Here is a 15,681-nt window from a genome sequence, read left to right as displayed (position 1 = left end):
TGCCCCGCACGCCATCTTCTTGACCATCTGCTCCAAGTGCTCACGTTCTTCGGCGCTCAGGTGTACCCTGCTGGTACTGGCTTGTTTCATGGAATTATTATGCCGGAATATTGGTTACCAGACCACTAGTTCCTTGCCCCTCCACAATCTACTGGAGCTTACCATATGCCCCCAGCTTGTTCAGGTAGTACCCTGTCGCGCTGTAGTTTGGCCTTCAGCAACTCGAGTGGAGCCTGAAATACCGAGCTCAAAAGGATAATCTCTGGGCTATGGGGTTTACAAAGCCAAGACCTGAGCCAGCTTGTACTTGAGGCGGTTGATGTCCTTCCGCTGCTGCACCGCCTCCTCGAGCGGCGTGAGGGCGATCTCGTCGTTGATCTGCCCTACGGCCACACCCCGCTTACCGGCCAGTAGGGCCTCCACACCAGCGGCTCCCAACCGGCTAGCCAGCACCCGGTCCATCGCGGTGGGGCTTCCACCGCGCTGAATATGCCCCAGCACCGTCACTTTGGGCTCAATGCCCGAACGGGTCTTCACGGCCTCGGCCAATCCCTGCGCCCCACCTGGGTAGCCCCCTTCGGCGACCACCACGATGGAACTGCGCTTGCCTTTGCGGCTCGAGTCCCGGATCACCTCGGCGCAAACCGAGGGATCAACCGGATCTTCCGGCAGCACGATGACCTCAGCCCCTCCGGCAATGCCGACCTCGAGCGCGATAAACCCCGCGTGGCGCCCCATCACCTCGATGAAAAATACCCGGGAGTGGCTGGCCGCGGTGTCCCGAATGCGGTCAATGGCGTCTAGGGCAATGTTGACCGCGGTGTCAAAGCCGATGGTGTAATCGCTGCCGTAAAGGTCGTTGTCAATTGTGCCAGGGGCCCCCACCACAGGGATATCGTGCTCCTGCATCAGCTTTAGCGCCCCGCGGTAGCTGCCGTCTCCACCGATGCACACCAGCCCCTCGACCCCTGCGGTTCTGAGGTTGGCCGCGGCTTTGGCCCGTCCCTCGGGGGTCAGGAACTCCTTGCTGCGAGCGGTAAATAGCATGGTCCCGCCGCGCTGGAGGGTATTGGCCACATCCCGCGGCCCCAGCGGGATCAGGTCTCCCGCGATCATGCCCTCGTAGCCGCTGCGAATGCCCACCACCTCGAGCCCCGCTGCGACCCCTGTACGCACCACCGCCCGAATGGCCGCATTCATTCCAGGAGCATCGCCCCCACTGGTAAACACCCCAATTCGCTTCATGCAAAAAACCTCGTTGAGCGCCCAGCACCCAGGGCGCAGGGCTATAAAACCCAAGCCAGTTTACCCACTCGAGTCAGGTTTGTGTGCAAGGGAATAGGCCTCATTGCGCGAGACCCCGGCCTCGGTCAGGGCCCTAACCAAGGCTTTCCCCGTCAGCCCCTGGGCTTTGAGGGCCTCGAGCAGCCCCTCTGTATCGCGCGTTTTGGGGCCTGGCGGCCTCGGGGCCAACACCAGCACCAGCTCCCCCCGGGGTTCTTGAAAGTAGACCAGGGCGTCCCCCAGGCTTCCCCGCCAGATTTCCTCGTGCAGCTTGGAGATCTCGCGGGCCACGGCCACCGGGTGTTCGGGGCCGTATATCTGGAGGAGGTCTTGCAGGGTCTCGCGCAAGCGATGGGGGGCCTCGTAGAGCACCACCGTTCGGCCCACCGCAACCTGCTCCAGCCGCTCCCTCCGCTCAGAGCGCTTCTGGGGCAGGAACCCCTCAAAGGCAAACCGGGCCGTGGGCAGGCCCGAGGCCACCAGGGCCGGGATCAGGGCGGTGGGGCCGGGCAGCACCTCGAGGTGCCAGCCCTCCTTCAGCGCCAGGGCTACCAACTCGGCGCCGGGGTCGGAGATGCCCGGCGTACCGGCATCGGTCGCGTAGGCCACCCGTTCATACCCCTCCAGCAGTCGCTTGGCCTGGCCCACGGTGTGCTGGTCGAGCCGCACCATCGGCTTGGAAATGCCCAGGTGCTTGAGCAAGATACCGGTGCGCCGGGTGTCCTCGCAGGCGATTGCCTCGGCTTCCCGGAGCTCCCGGATGGTCCGCAGGGTGATGTCCTCGAGGTTGCCGATGGGGGTGGGCACAAGGACCAGACGCACCCCTTCAGTTTAGCCCTAGCCCGGGGGGGGCCTCGATGCTCTCACCAGGTGAAGCTGCTCTGCAAGAAGGTGGCCTCGAGGTGCACCGGCCAAATCCGATCCAGGAACAGGGTGTGGTGGGCGACGGTTTCGCTGAGAATGGGCTTGGCCGCGAGAAGAGCGCTCAGGGCCTGGTTTCCGGCGAAGGCGCTGGCATATAGCTGTACGCCCTGGCCCGGCGTGGGCACCACCCCGGAGAATCCCGGGGCGTTCTCCAAGTCCAAGGCGTAGGTGGAACTGCTCCCCAAGGCCCCTGGGCTCAGATAGTGCCGCCAGCTGCGCACCCCCGGCTCTTCCAGGGAGAGGGCATAGCCCAGGAAGGAAAGGCCCGAGCTGAAACCTCCGGCGCTCAGGTTGCTAAAGGCGGGAAGGGCCGTGGCGGTGTGGGTCTGGTTGCCCGAGAGGCTCAGGGGAGGCACGCCAAGGTTCAGTGTGGCCCCAGCGGCGACTGCCGGATCCATAGCATCCATCCGCCAGAAGGCGTGACTAAACCCGTGGTAGGTCCAGAACTGGAAGATGTCTTTTGCCGAAAGGCTGGGGCGGCCCACTCCCTGGGTTCCTCCGGGCCAAGCGGCCAGGGGGACCTGGACAGAAGTGGTGAGGATCAGGCTGGCCTCAGAGAGGAAACTGGGAGGGGCGGTGACGGTTAGGGTTGGGGTGGCGGCCAGGGGGATGGGCCCTACCAGGGTTGTGCCCGGCCCTACCGAAATGGGGCCGGTGCGGCCAAAGTACGGGGTTCCCCCGCTGTCTACCCCGAAGACCCCTACCTCGCGCCCGATGCCTTGGGGTAGGGGCAGGCCGGTAAAAGCCGCCCCGCTGAGGGAAACCTGACCCCGGGCAGAGGCCGCGGTACCGCTTTGAAGGGTCTGGCTCAGGCTACCCCCAACCGTCACGGTGGGGCTGGCATAGGCGCTGGGGCAGCGCACCACAAGGCTCGAGGAGAGCTCTGCCTGGTTCAGATCCAGGCTGACATAGGATTGAGCGGAACCGCTGTTGGGGCAGCGGAAGGCCACCTGGAAACGGGCCCCTGGGGGGATGGGTAGGCTCCAACTGCTTTGGGATGTGGGCAGGGCATTCCAGGGCAGGCCAGCAGTGGAGGGGGGAGGGCCCAACCGCCAGGCCGCGGCGAGGGGCTGTAGGGGCTCCCCGAGCCCATCTACCAGGGTGACGTTCAGGGCCTGAGGCCCGCCGCCCGAGCAGGCGGTCAGGAGGGATACCAGCGCAAAGAAGGGCCAAAGGGGTTTCATAGATTCTCTTTTGTTGCTTCGAAGTCCGTGGGCTCAAGGAGCCTGGCTCAGGTCGAGCATCCCTGCTCCCACCGCCTGGGCAGGGTAGGGCAGGGGTTTGGCGTGCTGCTGCAGGGCCTGCTGAAGCTGGGCCGGGGTTAGGGTGGGCTGGGTCTCGAGCCACAAGGCCATGGCTCCGGCCACCAGCGGTGTGGCGAAGGAGGTGCCGGTGCAACTGCCCGTCGCCCCTCCTGGCTGGACGCAGTCCAGGTCTGTGCCGGGTGCGGCCAGATCAACGTACGAACCTTGGGTGCTGTAGGGGGCCGGCTGCCAGCCCGTCGGGGAGGCTTGCAAGGCCCCCACCGCCACCAGCCCTGGCAGGTCAAAGGCCGCTGGGTAGTGGGTCGGGCTGCCCTGGTTGCCCTGGTTGCCGGCCGCCGTAGCGACCGGGAGGCCCTGGCCTAAAGCCGCCTGCAAGGCCAGCTTCAGGGCTTCTACCGGGGTGTCCCCCCCCAGACTCAGGCTGAGCACGGTAGGGCCCTGGTGGTGCTGAACCACCCAACACACCCCGCGGACCACCCGGCTGGCCCGGCAGACCCCGCTGGCGTCGCAAACCCGCACCGGCAGGATTGCGGCCTCGGGGGCTACCTCTTTGACCAACCCTGCTGCTCCGGTACCATGCCCACCTGGGAAGGCATCCTGGGGAACGGTGTCGTCCTCCACAACGTCATACCCCTGAAGCTGGGGAACCGCGGGGTCTACCCCGGTGTCCAGTACCGCAACCTGCACCCCCTGGCCCCGGTGACCCCGGCTCTGGGCCAATGGAGCCCCCACCACCGGGCCTCCCTGGGTTGCGCCCAGGCTCCAAAGGCTCTCGGGGTCGGCTTTGTAGCTGGGATCCTGGGCCTCGAGCTCGGCCAGGGCCCGGCCCAGGGTCTCGCCGCTATAGCCCAGCTCGGCCAGGGCGAAGCCACAGCCCTGCAGGTCGTCCAGCCGTTCCAGGGTAAAGCCGGTGGGTAGCCTAGGGGTTTGGCCCAAGGGCAGCCGCAACAGTACCCGGCTGGGATCCACCGTGCCCAGCACCGAGAGCATCCCTCGGGCCTCCTGACCCCCACTCACCACCCGCACTGGCTGGGGCCCCCCTGGCAACCCCGGTACCCTGAACCAGAGCCGCCCGCCATCACGCCCGGTGACCAGGGCCTCTACGCCGCCCACATAAACCAGGGCCCCCTGGCTGCTGATCCCAGTGAGTCGGGCCTCCACCTCCTCCCCAGGGGCCGCTCGAGAGAGCGAAAGGGATACCGAGGGGCCTTGGGGCGAGCATCCCACGCCCCAAAGCACCACCCAGGCCAGCCAGAAGATGCGAACATACCTCTTCATCTCGGGTTCTCTCCACCAGGAGAAGGCTTTCTCCTGCAACATCCAGGATCCAGATCGGCATGGCTAGGGGAGGCTCAGGTTGCTTCCCCCCACCGTGTAGATGCCGGTGGCGATGGCCAGGGCGATATCGGTAGTAGCGGTGAAGGAGGCCGGATCGCTTTCGTCCAGGCTCAGCACGGGGCTGGGCGAAAGCAGGGCGCTCACCGAGGCCTGAACGGTGCTGGCATTGGCGAAGGGGGTATAGCCCAACGGGATGGCTAGGTCGGGGAAAGTGTAGGTGGTGTTGCTGCCCAGCCAGCCCTTGCCCAGGGTGACCTGGTAGATCAGGGTGGAGTCTTCTAGCTCGAGCCGGTAGGCCTGGAGATTGGCCCCGCCATAGCTCAGCCCGCTCACTGTGGGGTGGGCCTGTGCGCTCAGGCTGAGGCTGCCCGGAGCCCAGGGGTTGGGCAGGGTCAGGCTGAGGGCCCCACCGGAACCGCCTTTGTAGCGCTCCAGCACGTTGCCGCTATTCCCAGCCTGGGCGGAGGCCAAGTAGCGATCCCCAGCCCCGAACCCGCTGACCGGGCGGTAGGGGAAGCTGGTCGCTGCGCTCCCGGTGGCATGCCCCACCTGGCCCTGGCCTTGGCTATCGTTGCTCAGATAGTTCACCGATGCGCTGCCAAAGGTGGGAGTAAAGCCGCTCGGAACGCTGACCGAGAGGTTGGCTGGTGTGAGGGCATCGGCTGCGCCAAGCGAGGTACTGCTCGAGCCCCCATTGCTGATGTTTACATTTCGTAGCACCTTAGCCACTTTGTAGTTGGTGGGGTTGCCCGAGGCGCTCACCGTCACCAGCAGGTCTTGGGTTCCGGCGGGGGCAAACAGGCTGACCGTCACCGGATTGGCCGGGTTGAGCACGTTGCCCCCGGCGCTGAAGCCTTTTCCGCTGACCGCGACCGTATCCCCTGCGACCACCCCCGGCACCCCCGAGACATCCACGTTGAGGGTGTAGGCCACCGTGCTAGGGTTAGGCCCGCTGCAGGTTACCTTGGGGTTGGATAGCTCTGTGGCGGCGGCCTGAATCAGGTGTACCTCGGTGGCCATCCCCGGTAGGAGGGGGTTACAGCGTACTGCTATGCCGTAAACGGTGTTACCGCTCAAATTGAGGGTATAGGTATTGCTGCTGCTCAGGGTAAGCGCCGTCCAGGCCCCGCTACCCAGTTGGTAACTGGCGGAATACCCCAGGTTTTGGCCATCCACCACGGTGAGGGTGATGCTGCTGGGGGGTGGGCTGCTGCCCCCACCGCAGGCTGCAAGCAGAACACCGAAAACCAGGAGCAGAAGACGAGAGGTGTGTTTCATCGGTTCTACCTCCACGGGAAACCTTAGCAAACCCATCCTTAACGGGGCCTGAACGCCCCTAGCCGACCCCGGTAACGCTCGGCCAACACGGTGTAGCGGGCCTCCTGCAGCAGGGCGATGGCCTCCTCGAGGCTTTCCGGGTCACCCCTGAGCTCGGCCAGGTTGGCCAGAACCGCTGCGGTGAGCATCCACTCCCGCCCCTCCCGGGCCCGGGCCAGGGCGTTGCGGTAGGCGGCCTCGGCCTCCTCCGGCTTGCCCTGCCGGTGAAAAAGTGCCCCCAGATTGTTCCAGGCCCGGCCCTCGGCCTCGAGCGCCCCGGCCTTTTGCGCAGCCTCGAGGGACTGCCGGTACAACTGCTGGGCTTCCTCCCCGCGCCCCTGGCGCTCCCGCATCACCCCCAGATTGAGCAGGGCTCGAGCCCGCAGCAGGGGCACCTCGCCGGCAGCCTTTAATGCCTCGCCCAGCACCGCCTCGGCTTCCGGGCTGCCCTGCTCAAACAGCGCTACCGCCCGGTTGTTCAGGGCATCTACCTGTCGGGCGGTTTCCGCCGCGGCCAGGAAGCGCACCGCTGCTCGGGCAAACAGGGCTGCTGCCGAGCTAAACTCCCCCCGGCTGAAGGCCAGCAGGCCCTGGAGGTTGAGGGCCTCTCCCTGAGCCCAGGTGCTCCCCTGTAGGGCTTCTTGGATCTGGGCCTCGGCTCCGGGCTGGCCCAGGCGAAAGAGGAGATTTCCCCGCACAGCGGCAGTCTCGGCCCCCTGTAAGCCCATTTCTTCCAGGGCCTCCAGGGCTTCCTGATACCGGCCCAGCCGTTCCAGCGCCCGGGCTCGCAGGAGCTGTACCTGGGTTTCCAGGGGCAGTCCTTGCAGTAGGCGCAGACTCTCGGCGGGGTTCTCAGAAAGCAGGCTCCGGGCCTCGGCCAGAAGGGCCTGTCCGGCTCGCTCCTGGTCCTCTGCGCTCCATAATGCTCTTCCTATCTGGTACAAACGCAGGGCCTTGCGCGGCGGGAGTCGACGAGCCAGGGCCAGGGCGACCTCCTGCGCCTCGAGCGGCAACCCTGTGAGAGCGTTGGGGGTCAGCCCCTCCAGGGGTTTGGCCTGGCCGGTTCCGTCCAGAAGGCGTGCCTCATATAGCTGCTCGAGGGCCTCGGGGTTTAGCGATAACACTTCGGCGGCCCGCCCAGGCAGCAGGGCATAGGCCCAGTAGGCCTTGCGCACCTCACGTGGGAGGGGCTCAGGGCAAGGTGAGGGGGGGGTGTGTACCTCCAGGGCATGGCGCACCCCACTCAGGCCCAGGGCCTCGCTCAGGAGGGCCTGCCCCCTCTCGGTAAATCCCAGGGCAAACCAGGCCCTGGCTTGCGCCGCGTAACCCTGGTACACCTCCAGTGCGATCTGTTCACGGGCCTCCCAAACCCACTCCTCCAGCTCCTCCCCCAGGGGCGCCTCCACCCCTTCCAAAAAGGCCCCCCGGTAGAGCCGGCGTACCTCGGAAAGCTGCCCTTCGCGTAGGGCCCGGTGTAGGGGCTCGAGATCGGTGGGGATCACCGCCCGCAGCACCTCCTCGCCCTCAATGACCCCAAACGGGCGAAGCTGGCTCAGGGCCACCGAGAGGCTGTTGAGGGGGTCCTGGGCCTCGGGCCAGAACATCTCTGCCAATCTGCGGCGGGGCTGGGCCCCCTCAAGGGCCAGATAGGCGACCAGCAATAGTGGCTTGATCCGGCTAAACGCTTCCCCCTCGAGCTGTAGTCCGCCGAGCGTGCGGAGCATGCTTTTCAAGCTACCAGATGCCGGTTCCCCTCCGTGCCTATTTCAACCCATCCGGGGGAGTCTGGGCCTAATGTTACGGGTTTTAATATTAAAATCTTGACTATTTAGAGATTTAGCCTCATCCTGAAGGGCGGTATGGATCAGCGGCGCCTACTCTTGCTGGGGCTCCTGCGCCTGCGGCGGATGCACGGCTATCAGCTGGGGGAGATCGTGGATCGAGACCTGAGCTACCTGGCCGATTTCAAGCGCCCCACAGCCTATCACCTGCTGCATCAACTGCTGCTGGAGGGGTTGGTGCAGGAGCAGCGGGAGCGCCAGGGGGAACGGCCGGAGCGCCGGGTGTACTCGGTCACTCCAGCGGGGGAGGAGGAGTTTTTCCGGCTGTTGCAGCTTCAGCTTTCCAGCTACCAGCCCGGATACAGCCCAGGGGCTGCGGGGCTGCTGTTTCTGGAGGCCCTCGAGCCCCAACAGGCGGCCCATTGCCTGGAGCAGCAACTCCAGGGCCTGGAAAAGACCCTGGCTCTCCTGCGGCAGGCCGCGCCCACCCATGGCCATGAGCGTGGGGGATACGCCTTGGGTTTCATCCTGGCCCGCATGGAGGCCGAGCACCGCTATCTGCAGGGTCTGCTGGCGGAATTTAGGGAAAAAGTGAGGTAAACGGCAATGGAAACAAGCTTTTGGATCACTGGACATCGCCACCTGGGTGAGCTGGTCATAGCCCTGACGATCCTCCTGGCCCTGTATGCCAGCTTCTCCCGCAAGACCCCGGCTCGGGGCCTGCGGATGGCGGTGGTGGGGCTGTTGGACCTACAGGTTTTGTGGGGGGTGGTGATGATGGTGGTGCTCAAGCTGCCCCTGACCCCCTTCGTCCTGCACCCGGCGCTGATGATCCTGGCGGCGGTGGTGGCCCATCTGGCCGCCCGGTCGCCCAAGCCGGTGCCGCTGCTGTGGGGCGCGGTGGCCTTACTGCTGGCAGGGTTTGCCGCCATCGAGGTGGTGCTGTGATGAACCCCCTACCCCTGCTCTTTTTGACCCTGTTCAACAGCATTCTTGGCCTCTCGATTCTGTTCCCCATCATTGGGCCGCTGGCTCGAGAACTCCACTTCTCTGAGGTCCAGACCGGTTTGTTCTCTACCGGGTACGCCTTGATGCAGTTTCTGCTGGCCCCCTACTGGGGGCGCAGGAGTGAGGTGCTGGGCCGCAAACCGATCCTTCTGCGCGGCATTCTGGGGTTTGCGGCGGGGTTTTTCCTCTTTGCCTTGTTTGGCTGGCTGGGGTTTAAAGGGGTGCTGAGCGGGCTTCCGCTGTTTGGCCTGATGCTGGCCAGCCGGCTTCTGGGCGGGGCCTTTTCCTCTGCCACCCTACCCACCGCGCAGGCCTATCTGGCCGATATCACCTCGAGGGAGCGGCGTACCCAAAACTTCGCCCTGCTGGGAGCCGCCTTTGGGCTGGGGGTGATCTTTGGCCCGGCGATTGGGGCGGGGTTGGCCGGGCTGGGGCTGCTGGTGCCCGTGCTGTTTTCGGCTAGCCTGGCCCTGCTCAACGCCCTCTTTGTGCGCTTGGTTTTGCCCGAGTCTCGCAAAGCCGAAGAACGCCCAGCCACGCCGCCCCGGCTGGGCTTTGGCGATCCCCGCATCTGGCCCATTCTGCTGCTGGGGCTCATCGTCAACCTTTCCTCGGTCGCCATGGAGCAGACGGTGTCTTTTTATTACCAAGATCGCCTGGGGCTGAGCCCGGAGCGCACCGCCCAGACCGTCGGGATCGCTTTGGTGGCCTTTGGCTTGATTGCGGTGTTCATCCAGGGGTTTGTGGTGCGGGCGGTGAAGTGGTCGCCGCGGGCCCTGCTGGCGGTGGGGCTGCCCCTGGCGCTTTTGGGCTATCTGGGCCTGGTGCTGGCTCACTCGTTCTGGCTGCTCACCGGGGCGCTGGTGTTGCTGGGGGCCGGTGGGGCCTTTGCCGGGCCGGGGGTCACGGCGGCGCAGTCGCTGGCGGTTTCCGATAACGAGCAGGGGGCGGTGGCCGGATTATCCAGCTCGGTTCAGGCTTTGGGGCGCATGTTGGGCCCGCTGGTCGGAACCGGGCTGTACAGCCTACACCCGGAGTATCCCTATCTCTTCTCCGCGCTCTTTATGCTCATCGGCATTGGGTTTTTCCTGGGGCGGCAGGATGTGGGCCGGGTGGAGCACCAACAGACCCCGGCCTGACGGGCTTAGAACCCGGCCTCCTCGAGCAGCCTGCGCAGGGTCTCGAGGTTGTGCAGGGCGTGGCCTTTGGTGGTGTTGTTGAAGATAAACCAGGCCTGGGTCAACCCTTCCTGCTCCTGGGCCCCCGCCAGGGCCTGGACCCACCCCTTGAGCTCCTCCGGGCTGTAGCGGTAATCATGACGCTCGGACGGGTCTTTGCCCTCGTACCACTTCTCCTTGTTTCGCCCGGAGAGGCGGATGTAGGCGATCTCACCGGTCACGTGCAGCTCATTTTTGGGGAGCCCGGGCAGCGGGGGGTAGTCGGTGCTGGTCCAGATCAGCCCGGCCTCACGGAAGGCCCGGCGCACCTCCTGGTTGTCCCAGCTGTGGTGGCGGAACTCCACCGCCAGGCCCCCGGGAGCCTTGTCCCGGTCGGAGAACTGCTGGGCCAACCAGGCAAAATACCTCCGGTTTTCCGGGGTGCGGTGGAAGCGCTGGGGAAACTGGGCCAGGAAAGGCCCCAGCACCCCGGCCTCGCGCAAAGGGGCTACCGATTCGAAGAGCCGCTGGAAATCGGCCTCGGTGGCGGTGAGTGCATGGGTCATGCTCTGGTGGATCTTCACCGCCCAGTGCACCCGCCCCCCCGACTTCTTGAGCATTCCAGCGAAGGCCTTACGCCCAGGAATGGTGTAGAAGGAGGAGTTGAGCTCGACCGCGTTGAAGTGCTGGGCGTAGATGGAGAGCCACTCTTCCTTCTTGGCCTCGAGCGGGTAGAGCTGACCCACCCAGTCCTCGTTGGTGTAGCCGCCGGTGCCCAGATAAAGCTCCATGGCCTTATCTTAGCCACCTGGCCGGAGGAAAGCCGGCTGGGCTAGTTGCCCCGATTGGCCATCGCGGCGGCCTCGTCAATCAGGGTTTGCTTGGCGGCGTTGATCTGGAGGGCCTTGACCTTGACGTACTGGGCACTGGTGGCGTTGGCCAGAGCGGTCTCGAGGTCAATCTGGTCCTGGGCGTAGAGCTCGGCCAGGTGGTCGTCGAAGGTCTGCATCCCGTCGAGCGAGGAGTCTTTGAGGGCCTCGTAGATCTCGTTGGTGCGCTCGGGGTCTTTGATCAGGTCGCGGATGCGCAGGTTGCCCTTGAGAATCTCCATTGCACACACCCGTCCCCCGCGCTTAGAGGGCAAGAGCCGCTGCGAGACGATTCCCACCAGGCTTTCGGCAAAAAGGATGCGGGCCACATCCCGCTCGTGGGGGGGGAACAGGTCGAGGACCCGGTTCACCGTGCGCACGGTGTCCATGGTGTGCAGCGTGGAGAAGACCAGGTGACCGGTCTGGGCGGCCTCGAGGGCAGCCGCAGCGGTGGCGTGGTCGCGGATCTCGCCGATCATGATCACATCGGGGTCTTGGCGCATGGCGGCGACCAGGGAGTCCTTGAAGCTCAGGGTGTCCTGGCCCAGCTCGCGCTGCACGATCACCGAGCGCTTGCCCTTGTGCAGGTACTCGATGGGGTCTTCTACCGTCACGATCATCTTGGCGTGGACCTGATTGATCTCGTCAATCACCCGGGCCAGCGTGGTGGATTTTCCCGAGCCGGTAGGCCCGGTGACCAAGACCAACCCCTTTTCCTTGTCGCGGAAGAACTCGATGGTTTCGCGCGGCAGGCTGACGATGCGCAGCTTGGACTCGTCGGAGTTGACCACCCGCATCACGCAGCTTACCGAGCCGCGCTGGCGAAACAGGTTGACCCGGAAGCGGGCCACTCCGGGGAGGGAGTAGGCCAGGTCTACCTGGTGGCGCTCGGCGAAGATGGCCTTTTGCTTTTCGTTGCACATCAGGTCGATCAGCGAAGCGGTGTACTGGGGGGTCAGGGGGGCTGCGGTGACCGGGGCCAGCTTGCCGTCGCTGCGGGCCATCATGGGTAGACCGGTGTGCATGTGGATATCGGAGACGCCTCGAGCCACCAGGGAAGTGAGCAGTTCGGGAAAGGTCATAGTTAAAGCCGATTGTAGAAAGGCCCAAACCGATGGGGCGCCGCTGGTGAACCAGCGGCTGTTAAGTTAATTTGTGCCTTTGCGCTTGACAGGGCTCATTCTGGAAACGGCTCGGCCCTGTCGAGATAAAGCTCATTTCCAGAACCCGTTACGCCTGCCTGCTGGGGCGTTACGTGAGGATGGATGTCCTCCTCCGCAGGCGGTAGAGTGAAGCCATAGGGAGGTCGTTATGTACCAACGCATCCTGATGCCCACGGATGGAAGCGAGTGCAGCCAAAAGGCGATTGATGAGGGCCTACAGGTGGCCAAGGCCATGGGGGCTCAGGTGACCTTTTTGTATGCGGTGGAGGACATCAGTTCGGCCCTATGGATCAGTCCAGAGAGCGTGCCGTATGGCCTCCAACTGGTGGAGGACCTCAAGCGGGTTGGGCAGGAGGCGCTCGAGAAGGCCCGCCAGGCCGCGCAGGGGGTGGGGATTGCGGCTGAGACCAAGTTGGTAGAGGGCAAACCGGTAGAGGCCATCCTTGAGGAGGCCAAGAATCACGACCTGATCGTGATGGGAACCCATGGGAGGAGCGGTTTAGACCGCTTCATGCTGGGCTCGGTCACCGAAGGGGTGCTGCACCACTGCGAGAAGCCGGTGCTGGTCCTGCGCAACAAATAGGCCCTACTCAGGGATCGCCGCGGGTTCCCGCTGGGCCAGGGGAGGTAGCCCCAGCGCTTCCCAGCGCTCATCCACCCGCCGCACGATTTCTGGGCTCATGCGGATCTTGGGTGGCCAGCGCCGCTCGAAGCCCTCCTCGGCCAGCTTGCAGGTGCCATCCAGCACCAACACCGGGCCTTCGGCACCGGGCAGCACCCAGGCATCGCGCTCCGGGTCTATGTTGTTGAGCACCGCCCACAGCAGCTCATCGGCCTCCAGCTGGGTGTCGGCGTCGGTGAGCAAGAGGAGCCGGATCCCCGCGCTTTGGGGGCTCGAGAGGAGCCTCTGGGCCAGGGATCGGGCCTGTCCGGGCGCATTTTTCTGAAACGTTGCGGCCCAGATCCCGGGCCACTGCCGCTGCTGAACCCCCGGCAGGCTGGGCAGGGTGGGGTGGGTGCGGAGGGTGAAGGGAACCGCCCCCCCTTCCTCCGGCAGCTTTCGGGTGCCGTCAATGATCAGCTTTCCGCCATACCCCATGGCCCTCGAGGAGTGGTCGAGAACATCCATAGGCCCGCGCGAGACCAGCGTGTCGCGCCCCGGTACGGCGTGCCTCAGGGCCTCGATGAGTCCGTCCAGGCCGGGCTTGAGCGGTGCCCCTTGATCGAGCACCACCATCACCTTGGCAAACATCATCTGCCCCAGCCCCAGCATCCCGTTGGCCACCTTATAGGCCTGCCCAGGGTAGCTTTTTTGGATGCTCACATTGACCCAGTTGTGGGCTACCCCCGCCGGGGGCATGTGGTACTCGGTGATCTCGGGCAGAATGAGCCGTGCCGCTGGCAGAAACAGCCGTTCTGAGGCCTCGATCAAGTAGGCGTCCTCCATCGGTGGGCGGCCCACGATGGTGGCGGGGTAAATCGCGTCGCGGCGGTGGGTGAGGGCGGTAAGGTGGAAGCGGGGGTAGAGGTCTTCTAGGGTGTAGAACCCGGTGTGATCGCCGAAGGGCCCCTCCACTACGGGTTCTTCGCTGGGGTCAAGGTAGCCCTCGAGCACAAACTCAGCCTCCGCGGGTACCGGCAGGTCCACGCTGACCCCCTGGGCCAGCTCAACCCCCACCCCACGCAGAAACCCCGCCAGGTTGAACTCGCTCACACCGGGGATGGGCGGTACCGGGGCGGTAGCGGCATAGGTCAGGATGGGGTCGCCGCCCAAAGCCACCGCCACCTCGAGCCGCCGCCCCAGCCGCTTGGCGGTCTCGAAATGCCGCCGCCCGACCTTGTGGAGCTGCCAGTGCATGGCGGTGGAGCCCCGGTCGAGAACCTGCATCCGGTACATCCCCAGGTTGGGCTCGCCGGTCTCGGGGTCTTTGGTGATGACGATGGGCAGGGTGATGAAGGGCCCGCCATCCAGCGGCCAGCATTTGAGCACCGGTATGCGGGAGAGGTCTACCGCTGCGCCCCGCAGCACCACCTCCTGTACCGGGGCGCTGCGCACCCGCCGGGGAAAGAAGCCCCGGAGCTGCCCGAGCTTGGGCAACAGCCCCATCAAGGCCTTGAGCCCCCCCCGGCCAGGCTCGAGCTGGATAAGCTGGGCCACCCGCTCGGCCAGCACGTCCAGGCTGGGAACCCCCAGGGCCCGTGCGGTGCGCTCAGGGGTACCGTAGAGCCCGATGGCCAGCGGGAAGTCCTTGCCCTCCACCCGCTCGAAGAGCAGGGCCGGGCCACCGCTTTTGACCAGCCGGTCGGCGATCTCGGTGATCTCCAGCTCGCTGCTGACCGGCTCCTTGATCCGGATCAGCTCACTTCGGCGCTCGAGCTCGGCCAGAAAGGCATGGAGGTTCTTGTACATCCCCTCAAGCCTAGCGGGTGAGCGGAAAAGGGATTGTAGGGGCAGGTAAGGAGCGGTTTTCAGCCCGGATTCATCGGGCTCGGGTTGAATCCTCCCATGCTGCGCTACCTCGCCTGCTCCCTCCTCTTCTCGTTGGGCCTAGCCCAGGGCCTCGAGCTGCATATTCCGGCCTTTGCCTCGGGCCAGATTCCGGCCAAGTACACCTGTGTGGGGGAGAACCTGAGCCCAGGCTTCACCTTTGCCCACCTGCCCCCCGGCACCAAGAGCCTGGCCCTGCTCTTCTGGGACCCGGAGTTCCCCAAGGGCCTGATTCCCCGCTGGGTGCTCTACGACCTCCCCCCTACGGCTGAGGTGGGGGAAGGGTTGGCGCGTGCGGCGGCGCTGCCGAATGGCCTCAAGCAGGGCCAGAACGGCCTGGGAAAGATTGGCTACGACGGTCCTTGTCCGGCCAAGTCCGCCCCCTACCAGATTGACCTGTACGCCCTGAACGTGGCCACGCTGGGGCTGCCCCCAGGGGCGGCCTGGCACCAGGTCAAGGCCGCGATTCAGAAGCATCGCCTGCAGGAGGCCATCGTCAAGGTGAGCTTTAGGCGTTGAGCTCCAGGTGCTCGAGCCGAAACTGCTGAGGGGAGCCATACACCAGCACTGCCTCGAGCCGGACGGCTAGGTCGTCCCGGCCCAGCAAGTAGAGGGCAGAGCGGTAGATGCGCTGGTATTTTTGCGGGGTGAGGGCCTCGAGCGGGGTGCCAAAACGGGCATTTCGGCGCTGCTTGACCTCGACCGCCACGTAGACCTGGCCCTGCTTCATCCAGAGGTCAATCTCCCCATAAGGGGTACGGCGGTTCTGCCCGATCAGCTCGTATCCCTTAGCCAGCAGGTAGCGCTGGGCTACCGCCTCGGCCCAAGCCCCTTTCATCCGCGCTCCCTACAGGGGGGTCTCCAGCACCTGCTCCCCGTTGATCAGCACCCGAAAGGTGGCAGCCCCCCGCACGATGATCTCCTGAGCCGGAAGGGTGAAACCGGCCTCCACCGGGCCTTCAAATAGGGTGCGCACCTCGGTCTCGTCCTGTACGAGAATGGCCACCACCGTCCCGGTGGGGTACTGGGGGGGCAGGGTATAGCTCACGGTCACCCGGCGCTCCTGGGGTCCGGAGGGGGTCGAGGG

15 protein-coding genes and 1 pseudogene are annotated in these 15,681 nt (G+C 65.3%); 5 read left to right on the top strand and 11 right to left on the bottom strand.

Translation table 11 applies throughout. The features are described 5' to 3' along the window. Positions 1 to 276: 276 nt before the first annotated feature. From pfkA to Mgrana_RS15290, 6 genes are all read right to left on the bottom strand, one after another. A complete protein-coding gene (pfkA, locus tag Mgrana_RS15315) occupies positions 277 to 1,245 on the bottom strand; it encodes a 6-phosphofructokinase (protein WP_119358460.1) in 969 nt (322 codons plus the stop codon). A gap of 60 nt (positions 1,246 to 1,305) precedes the next feature. After that, positions 1,306 to 2,106, bottom strand: a complete 801-nt coding sequence (gene rsmI, locus Mgrana_RS15310) for a 16S rRNA (cytidine(1402)-2'-O)-methyltransferase (RefSeq protein ID WP_119358459.1) — start codon at positions 2,104 to 2,106, stop codon at positions 1,306 to 1,308. Between the two features lie 41 nt (positions 2,107 to 2,147). Beyond that, positions 2,148 to 3,392, bottom strand: a complete 1,245-nt coding sequence (locus tag Mgrana_RS15305) for an ArsR family transcriptional regulator (RefSeq protein ID WP_119358458.1) — start codon at positions 3,390 to 3,392, stop codon at positions 2,148 to 2,150. A 33-nt stretch (positions 3,393 to 3,425) separates the two neighbouring features. After that, positions 3,426 to 4,751, bottom strand: a complete 1,326-nt coding sequence (locus tag Mgrana_RS15300) for a S8 family peptidase (protein ID WP_119358461.1) — start codon at positions 4,749 to 4,751, stop codon at positions 3,426 to 3,428. Positions 4,752 to 4,814: 63 nt separating this feature from the next. Next, entirely contained in the window at positions 4,815 to 6,089 is a 1,275-nt protein-coding gene (locus Mgrana_RS15295; RefSeq protein ID WP_119358457.1) for a peptidase S8 and S53 subtilisin kexin sedolisin, read from the bottom strand. A gap of 38 nt (positions 6,090 to 6,127) precedes the next feature. Then, entirely contained in the window at positions 6,128 to 7,852 is a 1,725-nt protein-coding gene (locus Mgrana_RS15290; protein ID WP_119358456.1) for a tetratricopeptide repeat protein, read from the bottom strand. A 135-nt stretch (positions 7,853 to 7,987) separates the two neighbouring features. Between Mgrana_RS15290 and Mgrana_RS15285 the strand changes: the two genes are divergently transcribed. The 3 genes from Mgrana_RS15285 to Mgrana_RS15275 are packed head-to-tail and all read left to right on the top strand — an operon-like array spanning position 7,988 to position 10,056. Then, the gene (locus Mgrana_RS15285) at positions 7,988 to 8,509 is read left to right on the top strand and encodes a helix-turn-helix transcriptional regulator (protein WP_119358455.1); all 522 of its coding nucleotides are present in this window, start codon (positions 7,988 to 7,990) and stop codon (positions 8,507 to 8,509) included. A 6-nt stretch (positions 8,510 to 8,515) separates the two neighbouring features. Then, positions 8,516 to 8,857: a hypothetical protein gene (locus Mgrana_RS15280; protein ID WP_119358454.1), complete on the top strand. Its 342-nt coding sequence runs from the start codon at positions 8,516 to 8,518 to the stop codon at positions 8,855 to 8,857. Continuing rightward, positions 8,857 to 10,056 carry an MFS transporter gene (locus Mgrana_RS15275; RefSeq protein ID WP_119358453.1) on the top strand — a complete coding sequence of 400 codons (1,200 nt, stop codon included), beginning with the start codon at positions 8,857 to 8,859 and terminating at the stop codon, positions 10,054 to 10,056. The genes Mgrana_RS15280 and Mgrana_RS15275 overlap by 1 nt, the downstream gene beginning before the upstream one ends. A gap of 5 nt (positions 10,057 to 10,061) precedes the next feature. Here Mgrana_RS15275 and Mgrana_RS15270 read toward each other — a convergent pair whose 3' ends face one another. Next, entirely contained in the window at positions 10,062 to 10,865 is an 804-nt protein-coding gene (locus tag Mgrana_RS15270; RefSeq protein ID WP_119358452.1) for a DUF72 domain-containing protein, read from the bottom strand. Positions 10,866 to 10,906: 41 nt separating this feature from the next. Next, positions 10,907 to 12,025: a type IV pilus twitching motility protein PilT gene (locus tag Mgrana_RS15265; RefSeq protein ID WP_119358451.1), complete on the bottom strand. Its 1,119-nt coding sequence runs from the start codon at positions 12,023 to 12,025 to the stop codon at positions 10,907 to 10,909. 229 nt (positions 12,026 to 12,254) lie between these two features. Between Mgrana_RS15265 and Mgrana_RS15260 the strand changes: the two genes are divergently transcribed. Next, positions 12,255 to 12,689, top strand: coding sequence for a universal stress protein (locus Mgrana_RS15260; RefSeq protein ID WP_119358450.1), 435 nt, complete (start codon positions 12,255 to 12,257; stop codon positions 12,687 to 12,689). Positions 12,690 to 12,692: 3 nt separating this feature from the next. Here the strand turns inward: Mgrana_RS15260 and Mgrana_RS15255 are convergent, their stop codons facing one another. Then, a complete protein-coding gene (locus tag Mgrana_RS15255) occupies positions 12,693 to 14,516 on the bottom strand; it encodes a menaquinone biosynthesis decarboxylase (protein WP_119358449.1) in 1,824 nt (607 codons plus the stop codon). Positions 14,517 to 14,612: 96 nt separating this feature from the next. On the opposite strand from Mgrana_RS15255, the gene Mgrana_RS15250 reads away from it, so the two are divergent. After that, the gene (locus Mgrana_RS15250; protein WP_119358448.1) at positions 14,613 to 15,113 is read left to right on the top strand and encodes a YbhB/YbcL family Raf kinase inhibitor-like protein; all 501 of its coding nucleotides are present in this window, start codon (positions 14,613 to 14,615) and stop codon (positions 15,111 to 15,113) included. Here Mgrana_RS15250 and Mgrana_RS15245 read toward each other — a convergent pair. Both Mgrana_RS15245 and Mgrana_RS15240 read right to left on the bottom strand, forming a co-directional pair. Beyond that, positions 15,103 to 15,432 (bottom strand): YraN family protein, encoded by a 330-nt coding sequence (locus Mgrana_RS15245; protein ID WP_119358447.1) that lies wholly within the window; start codon positions 15,430 to 15,432, stop codon positions 15,103 to 15,105. The two genes, Mgrana_RS15250 and Mgrana_RS15245, sit on opposite strands and share 11 nt — an antisense overlap. Positions 15,433 to 15,441: 9 nt before the next feature. Next, a pseudogene (locus Mgrana_RS15240) lies at positions 15,442 to 15,681 on the bottom strand (PASTA domain-containing protein); the annotation flags it as partial.

This window comes from Meiothermus granaticius NBRC 107808, assembly GCF_003574355.1.
GTDB lineage: Bacteria > Deinococcota > Deinococci > Deinococcales > Thermaceae > Meiothermus > Meiothermus granaticius.
Note: the sequence above shows the minus strand (reverse complement) of the source record. Positions and strands in the feature narration are given on the sequence as shown.

What these genes read in the sequence shown, in the direction of transcription:
- Mgrana_RS15275 (WP_119358453.1), top strand. Translation starts at nt 8,857, where the DNA reads ATGAACCCCCTACCCCTGCTCTTTTTGACCCTGTTCAACAGCATTCTT.
- Mgrana_RS15250 (WP_119358448.1), top strand. Translation starts at nt 14,613, where the DNA reads ATGCTGCGCTACCTCGCCTGCTCCCTCCTCTTCTCGTTGGGCCTAGCC.
- Mgrana_RS15290 (WP_119358456.1), bottom strand. Translation starts at nt 7,852, where the DNA reads ATGCTCCGCACGCTCGGCGGACTACAGCTCGAGGGGGAAGCGTTTAGC.
- Mgrana_RS15300 (WP_119358461.1), bottom strand. Translation starts at nt 4,751, where the DNA reads ATGAAGAGGTATGTTCGCATCTTCTGGCTGGCCTGGGTGGTGCTTTGG.
- Mgrana_RS15305 (WP_119358458.1), bottom strand. Translation starts at nt 3,392, where the DNA reads ATGAAACCCCTTTGGCCCTTCTTTGCGCTGGTATCCCTCCTGACCGCC.
- Mgrana_RS15255 (WP_119358449.1), bottom strand. Translation starts at nt 14,516, where the DNA reads ATGTACAAGAACCTCCATGCCTTTCTGGCCGAGCTCGAGCGCCGAAGT.
- Mgrana_RS15280 (WP_119358454.1), top strand. Translation starts at nt 8,516, where the DNA reads ATGGAAACAAGCTTTTGGATCACTGGACATCGCCACCTGGGTGAGCTG.
- Mgrana_RS15270 (WP_119358452.1), bottom strand. Translation starts at nt 10,865, where the DNA reads ATGGAGCTTTATCTGGGCACCGGCGGCTACACCAACGAGGACTGGGTG.
- Mgrana_RS15260 (WP_119358450.1), top strand. Translation starts at nt 12,255, where the DNA reads ATGTACCAACGCATCCTGATGCCCACGGATGGAAGCGAGTGCAGCCAA.
- Mgrana_RS15285 (WP_119358455.1), top strand. Translation starts at nt 7,988, where the DNA reads ATGGATCAGCGGCGCCTACTCTTGCTGGGGCTCCTGCGCCTGCGGCGG.
- Mgrana_RS15245 (WP_119358447.1), bottom strand. Translation starts at nt 15,432, where the DNA reads ATGAAAGGGGCTTGGGCCGAGGCGGTAGCCCAGCGCTACCTGCTGGCT.
- pfkA (WP_119358460.1), bottom strand. Translation starts at nt 1,245, where the DNA reads ATGAAGCGAATTGGGGTGTTTACCAGTGGGGGCGATGCTCCTGGAATG.
- Mgrana_RS15295 (WP_119358457.1), bottom strand. Translation starts at nt 6,089, where the DNA reads ATGAAACACACCTCTCGTCTTCTGCTCCTGGTTTTCGGTGTTCTGCTT.
- Mgrana_RS15265 (WP_119358451.1), bottom strand. Translation starts at nt 12,025, where the DNA reads ATGACCTTTCCCGAACTGCTCACTTCCCTGGTGGCTCGAGGCGTCTCC.